The following is a 19,019-nucleotide window of genomic DNA, read 5'->3' on the forward strand; positions in this document are numbered from 1 at the left end:
GCGATTCAATGAAGAAACCGTTCTTGCTTCTCGCGGTGACCGCGGTCGTCGCGTCGTTCGCCACCGCACCACCGGCCGCCGCGGCGGCCACCAGGCTGGAAGCCGAGTCGGCTGCGCTGTCCGGCGGCGCCGTGGCCCAGAGCGACCACCCCGGCGCGAGCGGCGGCCGGTTCGTCGGCGGGTACGTCGACGGCAACCGCGGCACCGCCAAGACCGACTTCACGGTCACTTCGACCGGCGGCTCGACGACCCTGGTCCTCGGTTACGCCAACGGCACCGGCTCGACCCGGACACTGTCGGTGTCGATCGACGGCGCCACCCGCCAGATCTCGTTGCCCGCCACGGCGAACTGGGACACCTGGGGCCAGGCAAGCACGACCGCCACGCTGTCGTCCGGCGTCCACCACATCGCGTACTCCTTCGGCACGGCCGACAACGGCAACGTCAACCTCGACTACCTCGACGTGACCACCGGCTCGACGTCGGAATCGGGTGCGCTGGAAGCGGAGTCCGCGACGCTGTCGGGGGGCGCGGCTGTGGCGGCCGACCACGCCGGCTACACCGGCAGCGGGTTCGTCGGCGGGTACACCGACGGCAACCGCGGCACCGCCAAGACGACCTTTTCGGTGACCGCCACGGGTGCCACGAACCTCGCCCTGCGCTACGCCAACGGAAGCAGTGTCGCGCAAACGCTTTCCCTCCTGGTGGACGGCGTCAAGGTTCGGCAGATCTCGTTGCCCACGACAGCGAACTGGGACACCTGGGCCACCGCGACCGAGACCGTGACGCTGTCCGCGGGCGCTCACACCGTCGCCTACCTCTACGACACCACTGACAGCGGGAACGTCAACCTCGACAACCTGACCGTCTCGGCGAGCACTAACACCCCGGCCGGTCCCGGAGAAGCCGAAGGCGCGTTCCTGTCGTCCGGCGCGACCGCCGCCACCGCGACCTCCGGGTACAACGGCTCGGGTTACGTCTCCGGCTTCGACCACGTCGGCGCGCGGATGATCCGGACCGTCGTGATGGCTTCGGCCGGAACCGCCACGGCCACCGTGCGGTTCGCCAACAGCAGCGTCGCGACCCGGGTGCTCGCGGTCTCGGCCAACGGGCAGGACGTGGGCAGCGTCTCCCTTACGTCGGGGACCGGCTGGCGCACCACGACCGTGCCGGTGCCGTTGCGGGCGGGGCTGAACACGCTCGGCCTCGCGAGCACGTCCGCGACCGGGGGTGACGTGCTCGTCGACAGCGTCACCGTCGGCGGCGAGACGGCGGCCGCGACCCGAGGCGCGACCACCCCGTACACCGAGTACGAGGCCGAGGCCGGGACCCTCGCCGGCGGCGCCACCACGCCGGCCGCCGATCGCACCTACCGGACGGTGTCCTCGGAAGCCAGCGGCCGCCGCGCGGTGCGGCTGAGCGGCACCGGCCAGTCGGTCGCCGTCACCCTGGCGAAACCGGCCAACGCGCTCGTCGTGCGGTTCTCGATCCCGGACTCGGCCGACGGAACCGGCAGCACCGCCCCGCTGGCGCTCTACGCGAACGGCACGAAGGTCAAGGACCTCACCCTGACCTCGCAGTACAGCTGGGTCTACGGCGACTACCCGTTCTCCAACACGCCGTCGCAGGGGCTGCCGCACCGGTTCTTCGACGAGGTCCGCACCACGATCGGGGACTTCCCGGCCGGCACCGTGCTGAAGCTCCAGAAGGACTCGGCCGCCGCGTCGACCATCGACGTCGACCTCGTCGACGCCGAACAGGCGCCCGCCGCCACGCCCGCGCCGGCGGGCTCGCTGTCGATCACCTCGTACGGCGCCGTGCCGAACGACGGCTCCGACGCGACGAACGCGATCACCTCCGCCATCGCGGCGGCCCGGTCGCAGAACAAGCCGCTCTACGTCCCGGCGGGGACGTTCCGGATCAGCGCGCCGATCAGCGTCGCCGACGTGAAGATCTTCGGCGCCGGACCGTGGTCGTCGGTGCTCCAGGGCACCGGCCTCAAAGGCGGGTTCTTCGCCACCGGACCGAACGTGACGATCGCCGACCTGGCCATCTTCGGCGACAACCGCGCCCGGGACGACGCCAACGGGAACGCCGCGCTGGAAGGCAACTTCGGCACCGGATCGCTGCTGCAGAACCTCTGGATCGAGCACACGAAGGTCGGGCTGTGGGCCGACTCCGGGACGGACGGCCTGTACGTCGTCGGCCTGCGCATCCGCGACACCTACGCCGACGGCGTGAACGTCCACGCCGGGGGCGGGGTCACGAACAACGTCCGCGTGGACCAGTCGGTGCTGCGCAACACCGGCGACGACGCCCTGGCGATGTACTCCGAGGGCAACGCCGTGACGAACAGCGCGTTCACCGCGAACACCGTGCAGGTGCCGACGCTGGCCAACGGCATCGGCCTCTACGGCGGCACGGGCAACCGCGCGGAGGACAACCTCGTCAGCGACACCGTCGCGGCGTCGTCGGGCATCGCCGTCAGCACGCGGTTCAACCCGGTGGCGTTCAGCGGGACGACGGCGGTGCGCCGCAACACCCTGACCCGCACCGGCGGGGACGAGCCCAACTGGAAGAAGCCGTTCGGGGCGCTGCAGATCTTCGCACTGTCGAAGGACATCAGCGCGCCGATCGTTATAGCGGATCTGACGATCACCGACACGACCCGGCAGGCCGTGCAGGTCTCCGACGAGCGCCTCGACCCGGGCGCGGCCGTCGTCGGCCGGAAGGTCACCCAGCTGAGCCTGGACGCCGTGACGATCACCGGGGCCGGCACGTACGGGATCGACCTCAGCTCGGCGGGGTCGGGCTCGGTGTCGAACACGGCGGTCACGGGCGCGGCCTCGGGCGGCCTGACCAACCCGGGCGGCTTCACCCTCACCCGGGGACCGGGCAACTCGGGCTTCTGACCGGGGGAGGTGCGCTCCGCCGATCCGGGCGGAGCGCACCTCCGACGGTCAGGACGAGGCGGCGTCCTCGAACCGCTCGTTGCCCAGTACCCCCAGCAACTGCAGCTTCTCGAAGGCCTCCGTGCGCGGCGGCGCCGTCAGCACCAGCAACGCCTGCGACTGGTCCTCGGTGAACAACGCCTGGCAGTCCACTTCGATCTCGCCGAGCTGCGGGTGCACGAGCACCTTGTGGTCCTCGAACCGCTTCGCGACTTCGTGCCGCTCCCACAACTGCGCGAACTCGTCGCTCTCGCGGATCAGCGCCCGCACCAGCTCCCCGGCCCGCGAGCGCGGACCCATCGAGCCGTGCGCGGCGCGCAGGTTCGCCACCAGGGCCCGGCTTTGCCGGTCGCGGTCACCCTCGGGGTAGATCAGGCGCTCGTCGGGGTCGGTGAACCAGCGGTAGATCTCGCTGCGCGCCAGGCCGGTGTGCTCCGCTTTGCCGCCGTAGAGCGCTTCGGCGAGGCGGTTGCGCACCAGGACCTCGCCGAGGTTGGACAGGATCAGCGCGGGCGTGTCCGACAGCCGGTCCAGCACCCGCAGCAACGCCGGCGCCACGTGCGCCGCCGTCGCGGCGGGGGAGGGGGCCGTGCGGCCGGCCACCTCGAACAGGTAGTCGCGCTCGGCGTCGGTCAGGCGCAGCGCGCGGGCCAGCGCGGCCAGCATCTGCTCGCTCGGCTGCGGACCGCGCTGCTGCTCCAGCCGCGTGTAGTAGTCCGTCGACATCGCCGCCAGCGACGCGACCTCCTCCCGCCGCAGCCCGGCCGTCCGGCGGCGCGCGCCCGGCAGCAGGCCGACGTCCCCGGGACGCAGCTGTTCCCGGCGCCGCCGCAGGAAGGCCGCCAGTTCCGCACGATCCATACCCCCAGTATCGCGCCCGCCGCGGCCGCAACCAGGGATCGCCGATCCCCCGATGAGTGCTCTCTGCCGCCGGCCGCCGGCCCGGGCGAGAGTCGGGGCATGGACATCACCGGAAACACCCTCTTCATCCCCGGCGCGACCAGCGGCATCGGCCTGGCCTTGGCCCTCGCCCTCAAGGACCGGGGCAACACCGTGGTCGTCGGCGGCCGCCGCACCGAACTGCTGGAGAAGCTCGCCGCCGAGCACCCCGGCCTCGGCACCGTCCGGATCGACACCACCGACCCCGCGAGCATCCAAGCGGCGGCGAAGGAGGTGCTCGCCCGCTACCCCGAGCTGAACGTGCTCGTGACCATGGCCGGCGTCATGCGCGTCGAGGACTGGCACCAGCCGGACACGTTCCTCGAGTCGGCCGAAGAGGTCGTGACGACCAACGTGCTCGGCCCGATCCGGCTGATCGCCGCGTTCGTCGAGCACCTGCGGACCCGGCCGGACGCGACCATCATCACCGTCTCCTCGGGCTTGGCGTTCGCCCCGCTGAAGGTGACGCCGAGCTACAACGCGTCGAAGGCCGCGATCCACCTGCTGAGCGAATCACTGCGGCTGCAGCTGGCGGACACCTCGGTGAAGGTCGTGGAGCTGGTGCCGCCGTCGGTGCAGACCGACCTGCTGCCCGGCCAGGCCGAGAACGAGCACGCCATGCCGCTCGGCGAGTTCGTCGCCGAGGTCGTGGACATCCTCGAGACCCGGCCGGACGCCCGGGAGATCCAGGTCGAGCGGGTCAAGTTCCTCCGCTACGGCGAGGTCCGCGGCGACTACGACCAGGTCGTCGCGACCCTCAACGGCACCGACCCGCACTAGACCGTCACGACGACCTTGCCGTGCACCGCGCCCTCGGCGGCGCGGGCGTGCAGGGCCGCCAGCTCGGCCAGGGGCACCCGCTCGGCGACGTCGACGCGCAGCTCGCCGGAGTCGACCAGCGCCACCAGCTTCGCCAGCTGCCCGGCGTCGCTGCGGACGAACAGGTCGATGCCGCGCACGCCGCGGTCCTCGTCGGACGGCGCGGGCATCCACACCGTCGTGTTCACCACGACCCCGCCCGGCCGGACGACGGTGACCAGCGCGGCCAGCTCCGCCGGGTCGACCGGCGCGAGGTTGAGCGCGACGTCGACCGGCTCGCTCACCGCCGCGGTCACGCCGATGGCGGTGTGGTCGACGACCTCGTCGGCACCGGCGGACTTGACCGCGTCGGCGCTGCGCGGGCTGGCCGTCGCGATGACGTGGGCCCCGGCCTCCTTGGCCAGCTGGACCGCGTAGCCGCCGACCGCGCCGCCGGCGCCGTTGATCAGCACGCGCTGGCCGGCGGCCAGCTTCCCGTGCTCGAACAGCGCCTGGTAGGCGGTCAGCGCGACCAGGGGCAGGGCGGCGGCGTCGGCGAGCGGGACGTCCTTCGGCGCGGCGGTCAGGACGCCGGCCGGCGCGAGGACGTACTCGGCGGCGGCGCCGGGCTTGTCCATCGGCAGGAAGCCGACGACCCGGTCGCCGACCGCGAGGCCGTCGACGCCCTCGCCCAGCGCGTCGACCGTGCCGGCGACGTCGAGGCCGGGGGTGTGCGGCAGCTCGACCGGGATCGGGCCGCGCATGAAGCCGCCGCGGATGTTGCCGTCGACGGAGTTGAACGACGTCGCGGCGACGCGGACGCGGACCTGCCCGGCGCCGGGGTCGGGCACCGCCACGTCCTCGTAGCGCAGGACGTCGGGGTCGCCGTAGTCGTGGAAACGCACTGCCTTCATCGGACTTCTCGCTTTCAGGAACGCTTCGAATTCGAAGCAACTGCCGAGCACAGTACTGCTGCTTCGAATTCGAAGCAAGTGATGCCGCTCACCGCCGGGTTCTTGATCACCCGGCTCTCAGGATCGTGGTCGCGCGCCCGGTCAGCCTGGGCCGGTTTGGCCCACCTTGAGCACGGCCGGCGTGTCGGAGGCGCGGACGACCTCGCCGAGACGGGCCGCGTCGGCCGAGCCCGGCGCGGGGGTGAGGACCACCGCCATCAGGTCGTCCCCGGGCACCCCGAGCAGGCTGCCGTCGAGCGCGATGTCCTCGCCGTCCGGCGTCTGGAACACCGCGCGGTTCTCATAAGCGGCCACGGTTTTCGGGCTGCGCCACAAGGTGTCGAACGCGCGGCTGGTGCTCCGCAGCTCGTCGACGAGCTCGGCGAGCGCCGCGTCGGCGGGGTAGCGCAGGGAGGTGTCGCGCAGCCGGGCGGCGAGCGCGGCCCGGAACCCGGCCTGGTGCTCGTCGGTCCGGGCGATTTCCCGTCGTGGGTCGCAGAACGTGCGCCACGCGACGTTCCAGTCCCGGGCCCCGGCCGACGCCGCGCCGCCGAGTGCCAGCCACGCGCCGTTGACCGCGATGGCGTTCCACGCCGCGTCGGTCAGGAACGCCGGGGTGTCGCCGAACCGCTCCAGCAGCCGGATCGCCGCCACGCCGGCTTCACGCGGGACTTGCCCGTCGGACGCGGCGTACCCGGCGAGGGCGCAGAGCCGCTCGTAGTCCGCCCGGCTGACCCGCAACGCGCGCGCGATCGCGGTCACCACGCCGGCCGACGGGTGGCGGCGCCCCTGCTCCAGTCGGCGGACGTAGTCCGCGGACACCCCGGCCAGCTCGGCGAGCTCCTCCCGGCGCAGGCCGCGGACCCGCCGTCCGGGCTGAGGTCCGCCGGCCGGCTCGGTGTGCTCGCGCAACCAGCGCACGGCGGCACCGAGCTCGGACAGCGACATGGCGCCAGTGTGCCCGGGTTCGCGATCCCGTGGGACCTTCGAATTCGAAGCAGTAGACTCCGGTCATGTCCGACACGCGACCGTCGCTCGACCCCGTGCAGCTGGGTGCCTACTTCGACCTCATCGAGGTGACCAGCCTGCTGCGGCACGCGGTCGAGCAGCAGCTGCGCGAGGCCGGCGAGCTCAGCTACGTGCAGTTCCAGCTGCTGGCCCGGCTCGGCGACTCGCCCTCGGGCAGTCACCGCATGACCGACCTGGCCGACGGCGTCGTCTACAGCCGCAGCGGCCTGACGTACCAGGCGGGCCTGCTCGAGAAGGCGGGGCTGGTGGTGCGTGCCCCTTCGCCGGACGACGAGCGCGGCATCACGGTGACCATCACCGACGCGGGCCGCGAGCGGCTCGCCGCCGTGCTGCCCGGGCACGTCGAGGTGGTCAGCGGCCTGCTGTTCGAGCCGTTGTCGCGCGAGGACGTCGTGAACCTGGCGGCGTTGCTGGCGCCGGTGCGCGACCACATGCGCTCGACGCCGCCCCGGTCGGCGGCGGCCCGCCGGCGGGTCAGCCGGCCGTGAGTTCGGGCAGCGCGGCCGTCACCAGGGTGCGTGCCGTGCGCTGAAGGCTCGCGATGGCGGCTTCGGTGTCCAGGCCGCAGAGGTCGGTGAGCGAAAAGAACGCGTCGGCGCTGACGACGGCCGCGAGGTCCTGCTTGAGCTGGGCCAGCCGGTGGGCAGTGGCCGGCGTGTCCGCCGGGATGACCGGGTCGAGGGCCTCGTCGATGAGCCCGAACCGGAAGCCGGGCCGGGCCTGCGCGCGCGGCGGGTTGACCACGGTCGCGGCGATGACCGCGCGGACGGATCCCTGGTAAGCGACCACGTGCCGCAGCAGGACGTTCGTGGCGAACTCCAGCCGGTCCGCCGGGTCGGTGCTGCCCGCGACCGGTTCGAGCGCCTCGGCCGGAGCCGGCCACATGCCCACCAGCGCTGCGTTGATCAGCTCCACGATCTCCGAGAAGTGGCGGTACGCGGTCGCTTCCGAGACGCCGGCCAGCTCGGCGACCTCGGGCATGGTCAGCATCCCGCCGGAGGCGATCAGCGTGCGGCACGCGTCGACGATCGCGGCGCGGGTCCGCGCCTTCTGCTCCGCCCGGCTGACCCGTTCGCGCTTGCTCGTCGTGGGCATCCCGCTCCTGTTCGTCCGATCTCCGCGTCCGATTCTCTCCCAGGCCGCCAGTCGTACTCGTGAGAGTGTACTTGCGCGAGTTGACTCTCGTAAGTAGGTTGGGGCCAGAACCCCGAGCGAGGAGCACGGCATGGCGGACGTATCGGTCGTCGGACCGGATGGCGGCGAGGCGATCAGCATCGGCACGACCGTGGTGCGGATCCTGGAAGACGGCAGCACCACCGAGCACCGGATCGGCATGGCGGAGATCGTCGTCGCCCCGCACACCGACGGGCCGCCGCAGCACCGCCACGCCCAGCACGACGAAGGCTTCTACGTCGTGTCGGGCCGGGTGACCTTCACCGTCGGCACGCAGGAGCACCACGCGCCGGCGGGCACGCTCGTGATGGTGCCGCCGGGTGCCCCGCACACCTTCGCGAACCACGGCGACGAGCCCGCGGTCATGCTCAACACCTTCACCCCGGACCTGTACGTCAACTACTTCCGGGACCTGCGCGACATGATCGCCGCCGGCCGCCCACCGACGCCGGAAGCGGTGACCGAGGTCATGCGGGCCTACGCCACCGAGCCCGTCACCGACTGACAACCCCCAGGAGAATCCCCATGACGAACGTCCAGCGCGTCGACCTCGAAGAGTTCGGTCCGGTCGACCTCACCTACACCGCGTACGGCACCGGCCGCCCGCTGCTCCTGCTGCACGGAGGCGCGGGTCCCCAGTCGGTGACCGGGTTCGCCGAGCGCCTCGCCGCGGACGGCTTCCGGGTGCTCGTGCCGATCCACCCCGGGTTCGAGGGCACCCCGCGCCCCGAGCCGCTGACGACGATCAGCGGGCTGGCGCGGGTCTATTCCGCGTTCTTGACCGAGCTCGACCTGACCGGCGTCACGGTGGCCGGCAACTCCATCGGCGGGTGGATCACCGCGGAGCTGGCTCTGCTGGGCTCCCCGCGGGTCGCCGGGGTGGTGCTGGTCGACGCGGTCGGCCTGGACCTCCCGGAAGCGCCGGTCGCGGACTTCTTCAGCCTCACGATGGACGAGGTCGCCGACCTGAGCTACGCGAACCCGGACGCGTTCCGCATCGACCCGGCGAAGCTGCCGCCGGAGCGCCAGGCGGCGATGGCCGGCAACCGCGGGGCGCTGCAGACCTACGGCGGCACGGCGATGACCGACCCGACGCTGCTGGGCCGCCTGCCGGCCGCGGCCGCGCCGGCGCTGGTGGTGTGGGGTGCCGCGGACCGGATCGTCCCGCCCGAGCACGGAAAGGCCTACAGCGACGCGCTTCCGGACGCGAAGCTGGTCGTGATCGAGGACGCCGGGCACCTGCCGCAGCTGGAGACGCCCGGGAAGCTGCAGGACCTCATCACGGAGTTCGCGAAGGGAGCCTGAGCGGGGTCACGGCCAGCTCCACCGCAGGCCCCGGATGCCCGGGCCGCCGCCGCTGGTGAAGAGGTGCGCCGGCGCGGCCGGGAACAGCGGGACCTCCGTGACGTCCCGCTCCGGGCCACCCGGGGAATCGAGCCGGTAGCCGTGGCAGGTCGCCGGCAAGCCGGCGAAGTGGACCTCCAGCAGGTGCTCGGCCACCGGGTGGCGGAACCGGCGGTCGTAGCTGGTGTCCGGAACGCCGTCCGTGTAAGCGAATTCGTACTCGAGGATCGCCGTCTCGCCGACCGCCAGCGACCGGCTCGGCACCAGTTCGCTGAGCACGAACCCCGGCTCCGGCAGCACCTCGGTGCGGACCGGACGGCAGTAGCGCGTCGACACCAGCCGGGGCGGGTGGCCGGGCACGCAGCCGCGCAGCACCACCACCTTGGCCTGCACCGGTTCTTCGACCGCGCGGACGACTTCGCGCACCCGCAGCCGGGTCAGCGACCGGTCGGCGCCGACGTGCAGCTGCTCGTGCAGGCTGACCGCCACCAAGGACGTCTCCTCCGCCGCCTCGAACGACCGCAGCGCCGGGAGAACCCCGTTGCGGGGACCCCACAACCGCTCCCACCGGACCGGGTCCGGCGCGCCCGGGAGGCCGGGGCGGGCCAGCAGTTCGGTCAGCGCTCGCGCGGGCACGCCGAGGACGTCCTCCAGCACCGCCACCGCCCGCAGCGAGTCCGGCCGCTCGGGCCGGGTCCGCCCGGTGCGCCAGTAGCTGAGCGTCGTGGTGCTGACCGGGACGCCCGCGCCCGCCAGCCGGTCCCGGAGGCGGGCCAGCCCCAGCCCGCTGCGGTCGATGGCCAGCGAAAGCGCCCGGCTGAACGGGCCGGCGGCGAGGGCGCGCGCCAGTTCCCGCTCGGCGAAGTCCGCCGCGAACAACGGCATCGGTGATCCTCGCTGTCGGTGCGGGGCAAGGGATTCCGGGACAGGCGGATCGCGCGCGGCCGGCACGGGCGTCCGGTGGTGCCGGACGCCTTCGGTTTAGCAGCCGCGGATCACCGCTGTCACCCGACGAACGTCGGCCGCGGGCGGGGCAACCCGTCGAAGGAACTGTCTTGTTCCGTTGATCGGCTCGGATCTTCGGACGGTTACCGGTGGGGGACCACGCGCTTACGTTCGGTGAGTCCCCACCGGTCCCCCCGAGGAGTCCCCATGCGTGAGTCATCCCGCCGGTTCACCCGCGCCGCCGCCCTGCTCGCCGGTTCGGCCGCGGCCCTCGCCGCGCTCGCCGCTCCGGCGTCGGCCAGTGCGCCCGTCACGCCGCTTTCGCCCGCCGCCCAGCCGTCGATCATCGGCGGCAGCACCGCCCAGAACCCCGGCTACATCACCCGCTTCAACGGGCACGCGAACGGTTACACGTTCTTCTGCACCAGTACGCTGATCGGCGCGCGCTGGGTCCTGACGGCCAAGCACTGCATGTATGACAACAACGGGCAGCGGCTGTCCGACATCGACCTCTACGTCGGCTCGAACAGCGCTTCCGGCGGCGTGCACGCGAAGGCGTCGGCGACCTACGTGTACTCCGGCGGCGACCTCGCCCTGATCAAGCTGAACACCAACGGCGGCAGCACGTACGCGCGGCTCGCGTCGAGCTCCTCGGACGCGCAGGAAGGCGACGGCGCCACCGTCTACGGCTGGGGCGCGACCCAGTCCACCGACGAGGGCAGCCACCAGTCGAGCGTGCTGAAGAAGGCGTCGGTGTGGATTTCCGACACCGGCGCGAGCGACTACTCCGGCGGGCCGGCGATCTCGGCGGACACCCCGGACGGCGCCGTGGCCGGCGGTGACTCCGGCGGCCCGATGCTCGACGACGGCGTGCAGGTGGGCGTCTGCTCGACCAGCGACCGGTCCAGCACCACCACCTACGGCAGCGTCGCCGCCGGCCGGAGCTGGATCCGCCAGGTCAGCGGCGTCTGAGAGACCCGGGTCGCCGGCCGTGCCCCGACCGGCCGGCGACCCGGACCCACCTCAGCCGAGGGCGGCGTAGACCGCGTCGACGTAGGTCGTGCTGCGGTCGGAGCCGATGGTGCCGGGCGCCATCTTGTTCATCACGTACGAGATCGTCAGGCGCCGGTCCAGGTCCATGATGATCACCGAACCGCCCCAGCCGCCCCAGAAGCAGACGCGGCCCGGCGGGATCCACGGCACCGCGTCGGGCCGGGGCAGGGCGTAGCCGATGCCCCAGCGCAGCGGGATGCCGAGGCCGAGGTCGGTCCCGTTCGCCTGTTCGGCGAAGACGAGGTCGATCGTGTCGGGGCCGAGCAGGCGGACGCCGCCGGCCGTGCCGCCGAGGGCGAGGGCCGAGAGCAGCCGGGCGACCGAGCGGGCGTTGCCGTGGCCGTTCACCGCGCCGAGGTCCGCGCGGCGCCACGCCGGTGTGTTGGCGACGGCCGCGTCGACGGCCGGGCCGGTCAGGGTCCTGGCCATGACGCTGCCGGGCTCGAGGTCGTACTGCCCCGGCGGGGGCGGCACGACCGGCGCGATCCGCGGCCAGTCCGCTTCCGCGGCCCCGATCCGGAAGTCGGCGTCCAGCGGGCCGGCGAGCTCCTCGGCGACGAAGTCCTTGACGGTCTTGCCGCTGACCCGCCGGATCACCTCGCCGGCCAGGTGGCCGAAGTTCGTGGCGTGGTAGCCCGACGCGGTGCCCGGTGCCCACCACGGCGCCTGCGCCGCGAGCCGGGCCGTCGTCTTGTCCCAGTCGTAGAGGTCCTCGACCACGGCCGGCTGCTCCAGCCCGGACACCCCGGACGTGTGCGACAGCAGGTGCCGGACTTCGACGTTCTCCTTGCCGTTTTCGGCGAACTCGGGCCAGTACCGCGCGACCGGCGCGAAGAGGTCGAGCTCGCCGCGGTCGGCGAGCACCAGCGCCGCCAGGCTGACGACGGTCTTGGTGGTCGACCAGACGTTGGTGATCGTGTCCCGCTCCCACGGCGCGGTGCGTGCTTCGTCGCGGAAGCCGCCCCAGAGGTCGACGACGAGCTCGCCGTCGAGGTCGACGACGAGGGACGCGCCGAGCTCCTCGCCGGCGGCGAGGTTCCGCCGCAGCGCGTCGCGGACGGGGGCGAAGCGAGGATCGTGCGTTCCGTGCACTTCGGTCATCCTCGTACGCTAAAACCTGACACCGGTGTCAGGGGCAAGGGCGCGGTGGCGGGCGCGGCCGCCGGTGTGACGCGCGTCGGCTTGAGAGGATGGCCCGGGCGCGCATAATGGGCACCTGACCGACCGCTTAGCATGTGCCGGGTACCACACCGCGAAGGAGACACACTGCCGTGAACTCGTTCAAGGATCGCGTCGCGATCGTCACCGGGGCCAGCCGGGGCATCGGCCTCGGGATCGCGAAGACGCTCGTCGAGCGCGGGGCCAAGGTGTGCATCACCGCGCGCAAGCCCGAGGCGCTCGAAGAGGCCGTCAACGAGCTCGGCGGACCGGACGTCGCCATGTTCGTGCCCGGCAAGGCCGACGACACCGACCACCAGGACGAGGCCGTCGCCAAGACGATCGAGACCTTCGGGCGGCTCGACTACCTGGTCAACAACACCGGCATCAACCCCGCCTACGGGCCCACCCTGGACATCGACCCGGCCGCCGCGGCGAAGATCCTCGGCGTCAACGTGCTCGCGCCGCTCGGCTGGACCAAGCGCGCCCGCGACGCGTGGATGGGGGAGCACGGCGGCGCGGTCGTCAACGTCGCTTCCGTCGCCGGCCTCGGCGCCTCGCCGGGCATCGGCATGTACGGCGTCAGCAAGGCCGCGCTGATCCGGCTGACCGTCGAGCTGGGCGCCGAACTGGGCCCGAAGATCCGCGTCAACGCCGTCGCGCCCGCCGTCGTCAAGACGAAGTTCGCGACCGCGCTCTACGAAGGCCGCGAAGAAGAGGTTTCCGCCGCCTACCCGATGAAGCGCCTCGGCGTGCCGGCCGACATCGCCGGCGCCGTCGCGTTCCTGCTGTCCGACGACGCGGGCTGGATCACCGGCCAGACGATGGTCCTCGACGGCGGCGTCACCCTGGGCGGTGGCCTGTGACCGGCGTGGTCGTCACCGGGGGTGGCGGCGGCATCGGTGCCGCGCTGGCCCGCCGCTTCGCCGCGGATGGTGCCCAGGTCGTCGTGGCCGACCTCGACGGCGACAAGGCCGCCGAAGTCGCCGCCGAGGTCAAGGGAACGGCCTTCGCCGGCGACGTCGCGAGCCCCGAAGGTGTCGCGAAGCTGATCGACAGCGCCCGCGAGACGCTCGGCGAGATCGACGTCTTCTGCGCCAACGCGGGCATCGCGCCGTTCGGCGGCGCGGAAAGCCCCGAGGAGGTCTGGGCGCGCACCTGGGACGTCAACGTCATGGCGCACGTCCGCGCGGCCAACCTGCTGCTGCCCGCGTGGCTCGAGCGCGGCCAAGGCCACTTCATCGCGACGGTCTCCGCCGCGGGCCTGCTGACCAGCCTCGGCTCGGCGCCGTACTCGGTGACCAAGCACGGCGCGCTCGCGTTCGCCGAGTGGCTGTCGGCGACCTACCGGCACCGCGGTATCACCGTCCAGGCGATCTGCCCGCAGGGCGTGCGCACCGCGATGCTGGAGAGCACCGGCACCGCCGGGCAGCTGCTGATGGGCGCGTCGGCGATCGAGCCGGAGCAGGTCGCGGACGCGCTGTTCGCGGCGATGGAGTCGAAGCAGTTCCTCGTGCTGCCGCACCCGGAGGTCGCGGACTACTACGCGGCGCGCGCGACCCAGACCGACCGGTGGCTCGGCGGGATGAACAAGCTGCAGCGCAAGGTCGAAGCGGCCGTCGAAGCCGGATGAGCTGGCAGCCGGAGGTCGACGAGATCGCGCGGCGGCGTGAGCTGGCCGAGCGCATGGGCGGGCCGGAGAAGGTGGCCCGCCAGCACGCCGCCGGGCGCTCGACGGTCCGGGAGCGGATCGCGGCCCTGGCCGACCCCGGCAGCTTCGACGAAATCGGGGCGCTCGCCGGCACTGCGTCCTATGTGGACGGCACGCTGGAAGCCTTCACCCCGGCCAACTTCGTCATCGGCACCGCCCGGCTCGACGGCCGGCGCGTCGCGATCGGCGGCGACGACTTCACCGTCCGCGGTGGCGCCGCCGACGCGGCGATCATGGAGAAGCAGGTCCACGCCGAGCGGCTGGCGAACGAGCTGGACCTGCCCCTGGTGCGGCTGATCGAAGGCACCGGGGGCGGCGGCAGCGTCAAGATGCTGGAGCAGCACGGGTTCACCTACGTCCCGGTCAACCCGGGCTGGGACCTCGTGGTGGACAACCTCTCGACGGTGCCGGTGGTCGCGCTCTGCCTCGGCCCGGTCGCCGGGCTCGGCGCCGCGCGGGCGGTCATGTCGCACCTGAACGTCCTGGTCGAGGGCGCCGGGCAGCTGTTCGTCGCCGGGCCGCCGGTCGTCAAGCACGCGACGGGGGAGGACCTCACCAAGGAGGAGCTGGGCGGCGCCGACGTCCACCGGCGCAGCGGCGCGGTCGACCGGATCGTCGCGTCCGAGGCCGAGGCTTTCTCGGTGGCGAAACGGTTCCTGTCGTACTTGCCGTCCTCTGTGGACGCGCTGCCGCCGGTGGGGTCCACTTCGGACCCGGCGGACCGGCGCGATGAAGCCCTGTTGTCGCTGGTGCCGCGCAACCGCCGCCACCCGTACCGGCTGCGGCCGCTGCTGGAAGGCGTCTTCGACGAAGGTTCGGTCTTCGACTACGCCGTGTCGGGCGGCTCGGCCTACGCCGGGCTGGCGCGGCTGAACGGCCACCCGGTCGGCGTGCTGGCCACCGACCCGTATCGCGGCGCGACGTTGACGCCGGAGGGCGCCGACGTCATGACCCGACTGGTCGACCTGTGCGAGACGTTCCACCTGCCGCTGGTGTCGCTGACCGACCAGGCGGGCATGGTGATCGGCGCGGCCGCGGAACGCGCGGGCGCGATCCGCCACGGCGCCCGCGCGGTGACGGCGGTCTACCAGGCGCGGGTGCCGATGGCCGAGGTGATCGTCCGGCGCGTGTTCGGCGTCGGCGGCGCGGGCCAGGTCAACCGCCACCGCCTGGTCCGCCGCTGGGCGTGGCCGTCCGGCGACTGGGGTTCGCTGCCCGTCGAGGGCGGCATCGAAGCGGCCTACCGCGCCGAACTCGACGCCGCCGACGACCGGGCGGCGCGGATCGAGGAGATCCGCGCCCGCCTGGACGCGGTGCGCTCGCCGTTCCGCACGGCGGAGCGGTTCTCGATCGAGGACGTCATTGACCCGCGCGAAACCCGCGCCCGCCTGTGCGACTGGGTCCCCGACGCCTACGCGGTGCTGCCGAAGCTGCTCGGCCGCCCGTCGTTCGGGATGCGCCCCTAGACCACCCGGTACCAGTGCGGCCGCAGCTCTTCGAGGCCCACGGGCTTGCCGCCGGGCCGGTCGAACATCCGCACGCCGTCCCCGAGCAGCACCGGCACGGGCATCGCCAGGATCTCGTCGAGCACCCCGGCTTCGAGGCACTGCCGGGCGATGTCGGCCCCCAGGACGTTGACGTACTTCCCGCCCGCGGCCTCCTTCGCCGCGGCGACCGCGTCGACAAGGTTGTCGACGAACGTGACGTCGGGCGCCGGAGCCGCGGGCCGGTGGGTCACGACGAACTGCGGTCCCTCCCAGCCGCCGCCGAACGCCTTGCCCTCGCCTTCGGTGCCGCGGTGCGGATCGTCGCCGCCGTACGTCCGGCGGCCCACGAGCAGCGCGCCGATCTCCGGGATCAGCTCGTCGACCAGCGGGTCCGGGCCGAGGTAGGGGGTCAGCCAGGACATGTCGCCGCCGGGGCCGGCGATGAAGCCGTCGACCGAGCAGCTGAAGCCGTAGAGCAGTTTCGTCATCGATGTCTCCTTTGAACCGTTCGCGGACTTCAGTACTGACGGCGGCGGCCGGGAAAAGTCATCGCTTTCACCCGGCCGTGTCCGGAACGCGACAGGATCACCACGGACCGTTGACAACGGTGTCAGCGCACGAGGACCGTTCCGGATCGCACCAGGCTGAACTACTTGTGCTCAACGGCGAAGGACAAGTGACATGGTCTTGCGAACCCTCCTGCGGCTTTCCGCCGCCACCGCCCTGGCGCTGGCCGGGCTGGTCCCCGTCCCCGCGTCCGCGGCGGCGCTGGTCACCGATCCGGCGTCGCTGGTCAACCCCTTCATCGGCACGTCCAACGCCGCCGACGACTTCCCCGGCGCGGACGTCCCGTTCGGCATGGTCCAGTGGAGTCCCGACACGCCCAGCCGGCCCGACGGCGGCGGGTACGAGTACAACGACTCGTCCGTCACCGGCTTCAGCCTGACGCACCTGTCCGGCCCGGGCTGCGGCGCCGACGGCGACGTCCCGATCCTGCCGACGGTCGGCGCGGTGAACACCGGCGCGACCGTGTCCTTCAGCCACGGCAACGAGTCCGCGAGCCCGGGGTACTACTCGGCCGGGCTCGGCAACGGCGTCAAGACCGAGCTGACCACGGCGCTGCGGTCCGGGATCGGCAAGTTCACGTTCCCGGCGACGTCGCAGGCGAACCTGCAGTTCAAGCTCAACGGCAGCCAGAACGGCACGTCCAACCAGACGTGGACGGTGGTCAGCCCGACCGAGGTGTCCGGGTCGGTGACGTCCGGGCACTTCTGCGGCGCGGGCTTCACCTACACGCTGTACTTCGACGTCGTCTTCGACCGGGCGTTCAGCACCAGCGGGACGGCCGCCGCACCCGCGGTGACCCCGAAGGCGTCGCCCGGGAAGCTGCACGGCACCGCGACGGCCAAGGCCGCGCCGGCCGCGCCGGACGCCGGTCCGGGCAGCGCGTACGTCCGGTTCGACACGACGAGCAACCCGACCGTGCAGGCGAAGGTCGGCATTTCCTACGTCTCGGTGGCGAACGCGGTCGACAACCGCGCGGCCGACATCCCGGCGTTCGACTTCGCCGCGACCAAGCAGGCCGCGCACGACAGCTGGAACTCCCTGCTCGGCCGGATCCAGATCGGCGGCGGGACGGCCGCGCAGCAGCGCGTCTTCTACACCGCGCTCTACCACTCGCTGTTGCACCCCAACGTGTTCTCCGACCGCAACGGCCAGTACATCGGCTTCGACAACCAGGTCCACACCGTCGCGAGTGGACACTCTGCGCACTACGCCAACTTCTCCGGCTGGGACATCTACCGCACGCAGGCGCAGCTTTCCGCGCTGGTCGCGCCGTCCCAGACCGGTGACATCGCGCAGTCGATGATCGCCGACTACGCCCAGGGCGGCGGCCTGCCCAAGTGGGCGCAGAACAACGGCGAGACGTACGTGATGGTCGGCGACCCCGGCACGGCGATCCTCGCGAGCTACTACGCCTTCGGGGCGCGGAACTTCGACACTTCGGCGGCGCTGCAGGCGATGCTGAAGGAAGCGAGCGTGCTCAACAACGTCCGGCCGGGCCTGAACGCGACGAACGCGCCGGGCTACCTGCCGGCCAACGGCACCTACCAGTGCTGCAACTTCTACGGCCCGGTCTCGACGCAGCTGGAGTACGACACGGCGGACTTCGCGCTCTCGGCGTTCGCCGGGGCGCTCGGCGACACCGCGAACCAGGCGTTCTACGCGGGCCGCGCGCAGAACTGGAAGAACACCTTCAACCCGGCCAGCGGGTTCATGCAGCCTCGCGACGCCGGTGGTGGCTGGACCGGCGGCTTCAACCCGGCGAGCGGGTCGAACTTCGTCGAGGGCACGTCGTGGCAGTACACCGGCATGGTGCCGTTCAACGTGGCGGGCCTCGCCGCGGCGCGCGGCGGCAACGCGTCGCTGGTGAGCTACCTCGACAGCGTGCTGGCCGGGTTCCACGGCAGCGGCGGCTCGCAGGCCGACCTCGGCAACGAGCCGAGCCTCGAGCTGCCGTGGGAGTACGACTACGTCGGGCAGCCGTACAAGACGCAGAAGGTCGTGCGGCAGGTCCAGGACCAGATCTGGACCGACGCGCCGGGCGGCCTGGCCGGCAACGACGACCTGGGCGCGATGAGCGCGTGGTACGTGTTCTCGGCGCTGGGCTTCTACCCGATGACGCCGGGGACGGCGGACCTGGCGCTGGGCAGCCCGCTGTTCACCCAGGCGGTGGTGACGTTGCCGAGCGGCGCCACCCTGACGGTGAACGCCCCGGCGGCGGCGGACAACGCCCCGTACGTCCAGAGCGCGACCTGGAACGGCTCGGCGTGGAACAACGCGTACGCGCCGACGTCCGCGCTGGGGTCCGGCGGGACGTTGGCGTTCACGTTGGGCACCGCGGCGAACACGTCGTGGGCGGCGTCGAACCCGCCGCCGTCGTACGACGGGACGCTGCCGCACCTGGGCCCGCTGACGTCGGGGATCGCGGGCAAGTGCGCGGACGTGGCGCAGAGCGGCACGGGCAACGGCACGCACGTCCAGCTGTACACGTGCAATTCGACGGGAGCCCAGAAGTGGTTCTCGGCAGCGGACGGCTCACTGCAGGCCCAGGGCGGCTGCCTGGACGTGAGCAACAGCGGCACCGCGAACGGCACGAAGGTCCAGCTGTGGCAGTGCAACAGCTCCGGAGCCCAGAAGTGGCAGGCCGGAACCGCGGGAGCGCTGGTCAACCCCCAGTCGGGCAAGTGCCTGGACGACCCGGGCAGCACGACGACGGACGGAACTCAGCTGCAGATCTACGACTGCAACCAGAGCGCGGCCCAGAGCTGGACCCGAGGCTGACGAGGTGGTGGGGGGGGGGGGGGGCCCCCGCCCCCCCCCCCCCCCCCCCCCCCCAACCCCCACCCCCCCCCCCCCACCGCCCCCCCGCACCCCCGCCAGGCCCCACCCCCGCGAGCCCCCCCACGCGCCCCCC

At 72.5% G+C, this 19,019-nt stretch carries 17 protein-coding genes; 10 read left to right on the top strand and 7 right to left on the bottom strand.

The features are described from left to right. Window positions 1-8 precede the first annotated feature (8 nt). The gene (locus ACIRSS_RS06770; RefSeq protein ID WP_400891435.1) at window positions 9-2,912 is read left to right on the top strand and encodes a carbohydrate-binding protein; all 2,904 of its coding nucleotides are present in this window, start codon (window positions 9-11) and stop codon (window positions 2,910-2,912) included. Between the two features lie 48 nt (window positions 2,913-2,960). Here the strand turns inward: ACIRSS_RS06770 and ACIRSS_RS06775 are convergent, their stop codons facing one another. After that, window positions 2,961-3,812, bottom strand: a complete 852-nt coding sequence (locus ACIRSS_RS06775; RefSeq protein WP_400891437.1) for a helix-turn-helix transcriptional regulator — start codon at window positions 3,810-3,812, stop codon at window positions 2,961-2,963. Window positions 3,813-3,911: 99 nt separating this feature from the next. On the opposite strand from ACIRSS_RS06775, the gene ACIRSS_RS06780 reads away from it, so the two are divergent. Then, window positions 3,912-4,670 (top strand): SDR family oxidoreductase, encoded by a 759-nt coding sequence (locus ACIRSS_RS06780; RefSeq protein ID WP_400891439.1) that lies wholly within the window; start codon window positions 3,912-3,914, stop codon window positions 4,668-4,670. On the opposite strand, the gene ACIRSS_RS06785 is transcribed toward ACIRSS_RS06780, so the two are convergent. Continuing rightward, entirely contained in the window at window positions 4,667-5,602 is a 936-nt protein-coding gene (locus ACIRSS_RS06785) for an NADP-dependent oxidoreductase (protein WP_400891442.1), read from the bottom strand. The two genes, ACIRSS_RS06780 and ACIRSS_RS06785, sit on opposite strands and share 4 nt — an antisense overlap. A 141-nt stretch (window positions 5,603-5,743) precedes the next feature. After that, window positions 5,744-6,589 carry a helix-turn-helix domain-containing protein gene (locus tag ACIRSS_RS06790; RefSeq protein WP_400891444.1) on the bottom strand — a complete coding sequence of 282 codons (846 nt, stop codon included), beginning with the start codon at window positions 6,587-6,589 and terminating at the stop codon, window positions 5,744-5,746. 65 nt (window positions 6,590-6,654) lie between these two features. Between ACIRSS_RS06790 and ACIRSS_RS06795 the strand changes: the two genes are divergently transcribed. Continuing rightward, window positions 6,655-7,158, top strand: coding sequence for a MarR family winged helix-turn-helix transcriptional regulator (locus ACIRSS_RS06795; protein WP_400891446.1), 504 nt, complete (start codon window positions 6,655-6,657; stop codon window positions 7,156-7,158). On the opposite strand, the gene ACIRSS_RS06800 is transcribed toward ACIRSS_RS06795, so the two are convergent. Beyond that, window positions 7,145-7,765, bottom strand: coding sequence for a TetR/AcrR family transcriptional regulator (locus tag ACIRSS_RS06800; RefSeq protein ID WP_400891449.1), 621 nt, complete (start codon window positions 7,763-7,765; stop codon window positions 7,145-7,147). The genes ACIRSS_RS06795 and ACIRSS_RS06800 overlap by 14 nt on opposite strands. Before the next feature lie 130 nt (window positions 7,766-7,895). Here ACIRSS_RS06800 and ACIRSS_RS06805 point away from each other — a divergent pair, with 130 nt between their 5' ends. Both ACIRSS_RS06805 and ACIRSS_RS06810 read left to right on the top strand, forming a co-directional pair. Next, complete coding sequence (locus ACIRSS_RS06805) at window positions 7,896-8,348, top strand: cupin domain-containing protein (RefSeq protein ID WP_400891452.1); 453 nt, start codon at window positions 7,896-7,898, stop codon at window positions 8,346-8,348. A gap of 20 nt (window positions 8,349-8,368) precedes the next feature. Further along, window positions 8,369-9,148, top strand: a complete 780-nt coding sequence (locus ACIRSS_RS06810) for an alpha/beta fold hydrolase (protein ID WP_400891454.1) — start codon at window positions 8,369-8,371, stop codon at window positions 9,146-9,148. A gap of 6 nt (window positions 9,149-9,154) precedes the next feature. Here ACIRSS_RS06810 and ACIRSS_RS06815 read toward each other — a convergent pair whose 3' ends face one another. Continuing rightward, on the bottom strand, window positions 9,155-10,072 hold the full coding sequence (locus ACIRSS_RS06815) for a hypothetical protein (RefSeq protein WP_400891456.1): 918 nt from the start codon (window positions 10,070-10,072) through the stop codon (window positions 9,155-9,157). A 267-nt stretch (window positions 10,073-10,339) separates the two neighbouring features. Here ACIRSS_RS06815 and ACIRSS_RS06820 point away from each other — a divergent pair, with 267 nt between their 5' ends. Further along, complete coding sequence (locus ACIRSS_RS06820) at window positions 10,340-11,104, top strand: S1 family peptidase (RefSeq protein ID WP_400891459.1); 765 nt, start codon at window positions 10,340-10,342, stop codon at window positions 11,102-11,104. A 51-nt stretch (window positions 11,105-11,155) separates the two neighbouring features. Here ACIRSS_RS06820 and ACIRSS_RS06825 read toward each other — a convergent pair whose 3' ends face one another. Then, a complete protein-coding gene (locus ACIRSS_RS06825) occupies window positions 11,156-12,286 on the bottom strand; it encodes a serine hydrolase domain-containing protein (protein ID WP_400891461.1) in 1,131 nt (376 codons plus the stop codon). A gap of 170 nt (window positions 12,287-12,456) precedes the next feature. Between ACIRSS_RS06825 and ACIRSS_RS06830 the strand changes: the two genes are divergently transcribed. The 3 genes from ACIRSS_RS06830 to ACIRSS_RS06840 are packed head-to-tail and all read left to right on the top strand — an operon-like array spanning window position 12,457 to window position 15,520. Next, window positions 12,457-13,209, top strand: a complete 753-nt coding sequence (locus ACIRSS_RS06830) for an SDR family oxidoreductase (protein WP_400891464.1) — start codon at window positions 12,457-12,459, stop codon at window positions 13,207-13,209. Continuing rightward, entirely contained in the window at window positions 13,206-13,976 is a 771-nt protein-coding gene (locus ACIRSS_RS06835) for an SDR family oxidoreductase (RefSeq protein WP_400891466.1), read from the top strand. The genes ACIRSS_RS06830 and ACIRSS_RS06835 overlap by 4 nt, the downstream gene beginning before the upstream one ends. Next, window positions 13,973-15,520, top strand: coding sequence for an acyl-CoA carboxylase subunit beta (locus tag ACIRSS_RS06840; protein ID WP_400891468.1), 1,548 nt, complete (start codon window positions 13,973-13,975; stop codon window positions 15,518-15,520). The genes ACIRSS_RS06835 and ACIRSS_RS06840 overlap by 4 nt, the downstream gene beginning before the upstream one ends. On the opposite strand, the gene ACIRSS_RS06845 is transcribed toward ACIRSS_RS06840, so the two are convergent. Further along, entirely contained in the window at window positions 15,517-16,029 is a 513-nt protein-coding gene (locus ACIRSS_RS06845; RefSeq protein WP_400891470.1) for a dihydrofolate reductase family protein, read from the bottom strand. The genes ACIRSS_RS06840 and ACIRSS_RS06845 overlap by 4 nt on opposite strands. Before the next feature lie 193 nt (window positions 16,030-16,222). Here ACIRSS_RS06845 and ACIRSS_RS06850 point away from each other — a divergent pair, with 193 nt between their 5' ends. Further along, the gene (locus tag ACIRSS_RS06850; RefSeq protein ID WP_400891473.1) at window positions 16,223-18,886 is read left to right on the top strand and encodes a lectin; all 2,664 of its coding nucleotides are present in this window, start codon (window positions 16,223-16,225) and stop codon (window positions 18,884-18,886) included. Window positions 18,887-19,019: the final 133 nt, after the last annotated feature.

It is taken from the genome of Amycolatopsis sp. NPDC101161, from assembly GCF_044768185.1.
In the GTDB taxonomy this organism is placed as follows: domain Bacteria; phylum Actinomycetota; class Actinomycetes; order Mycobacteriales; family Pseudonocardiaceae; genus Amycolatopsis.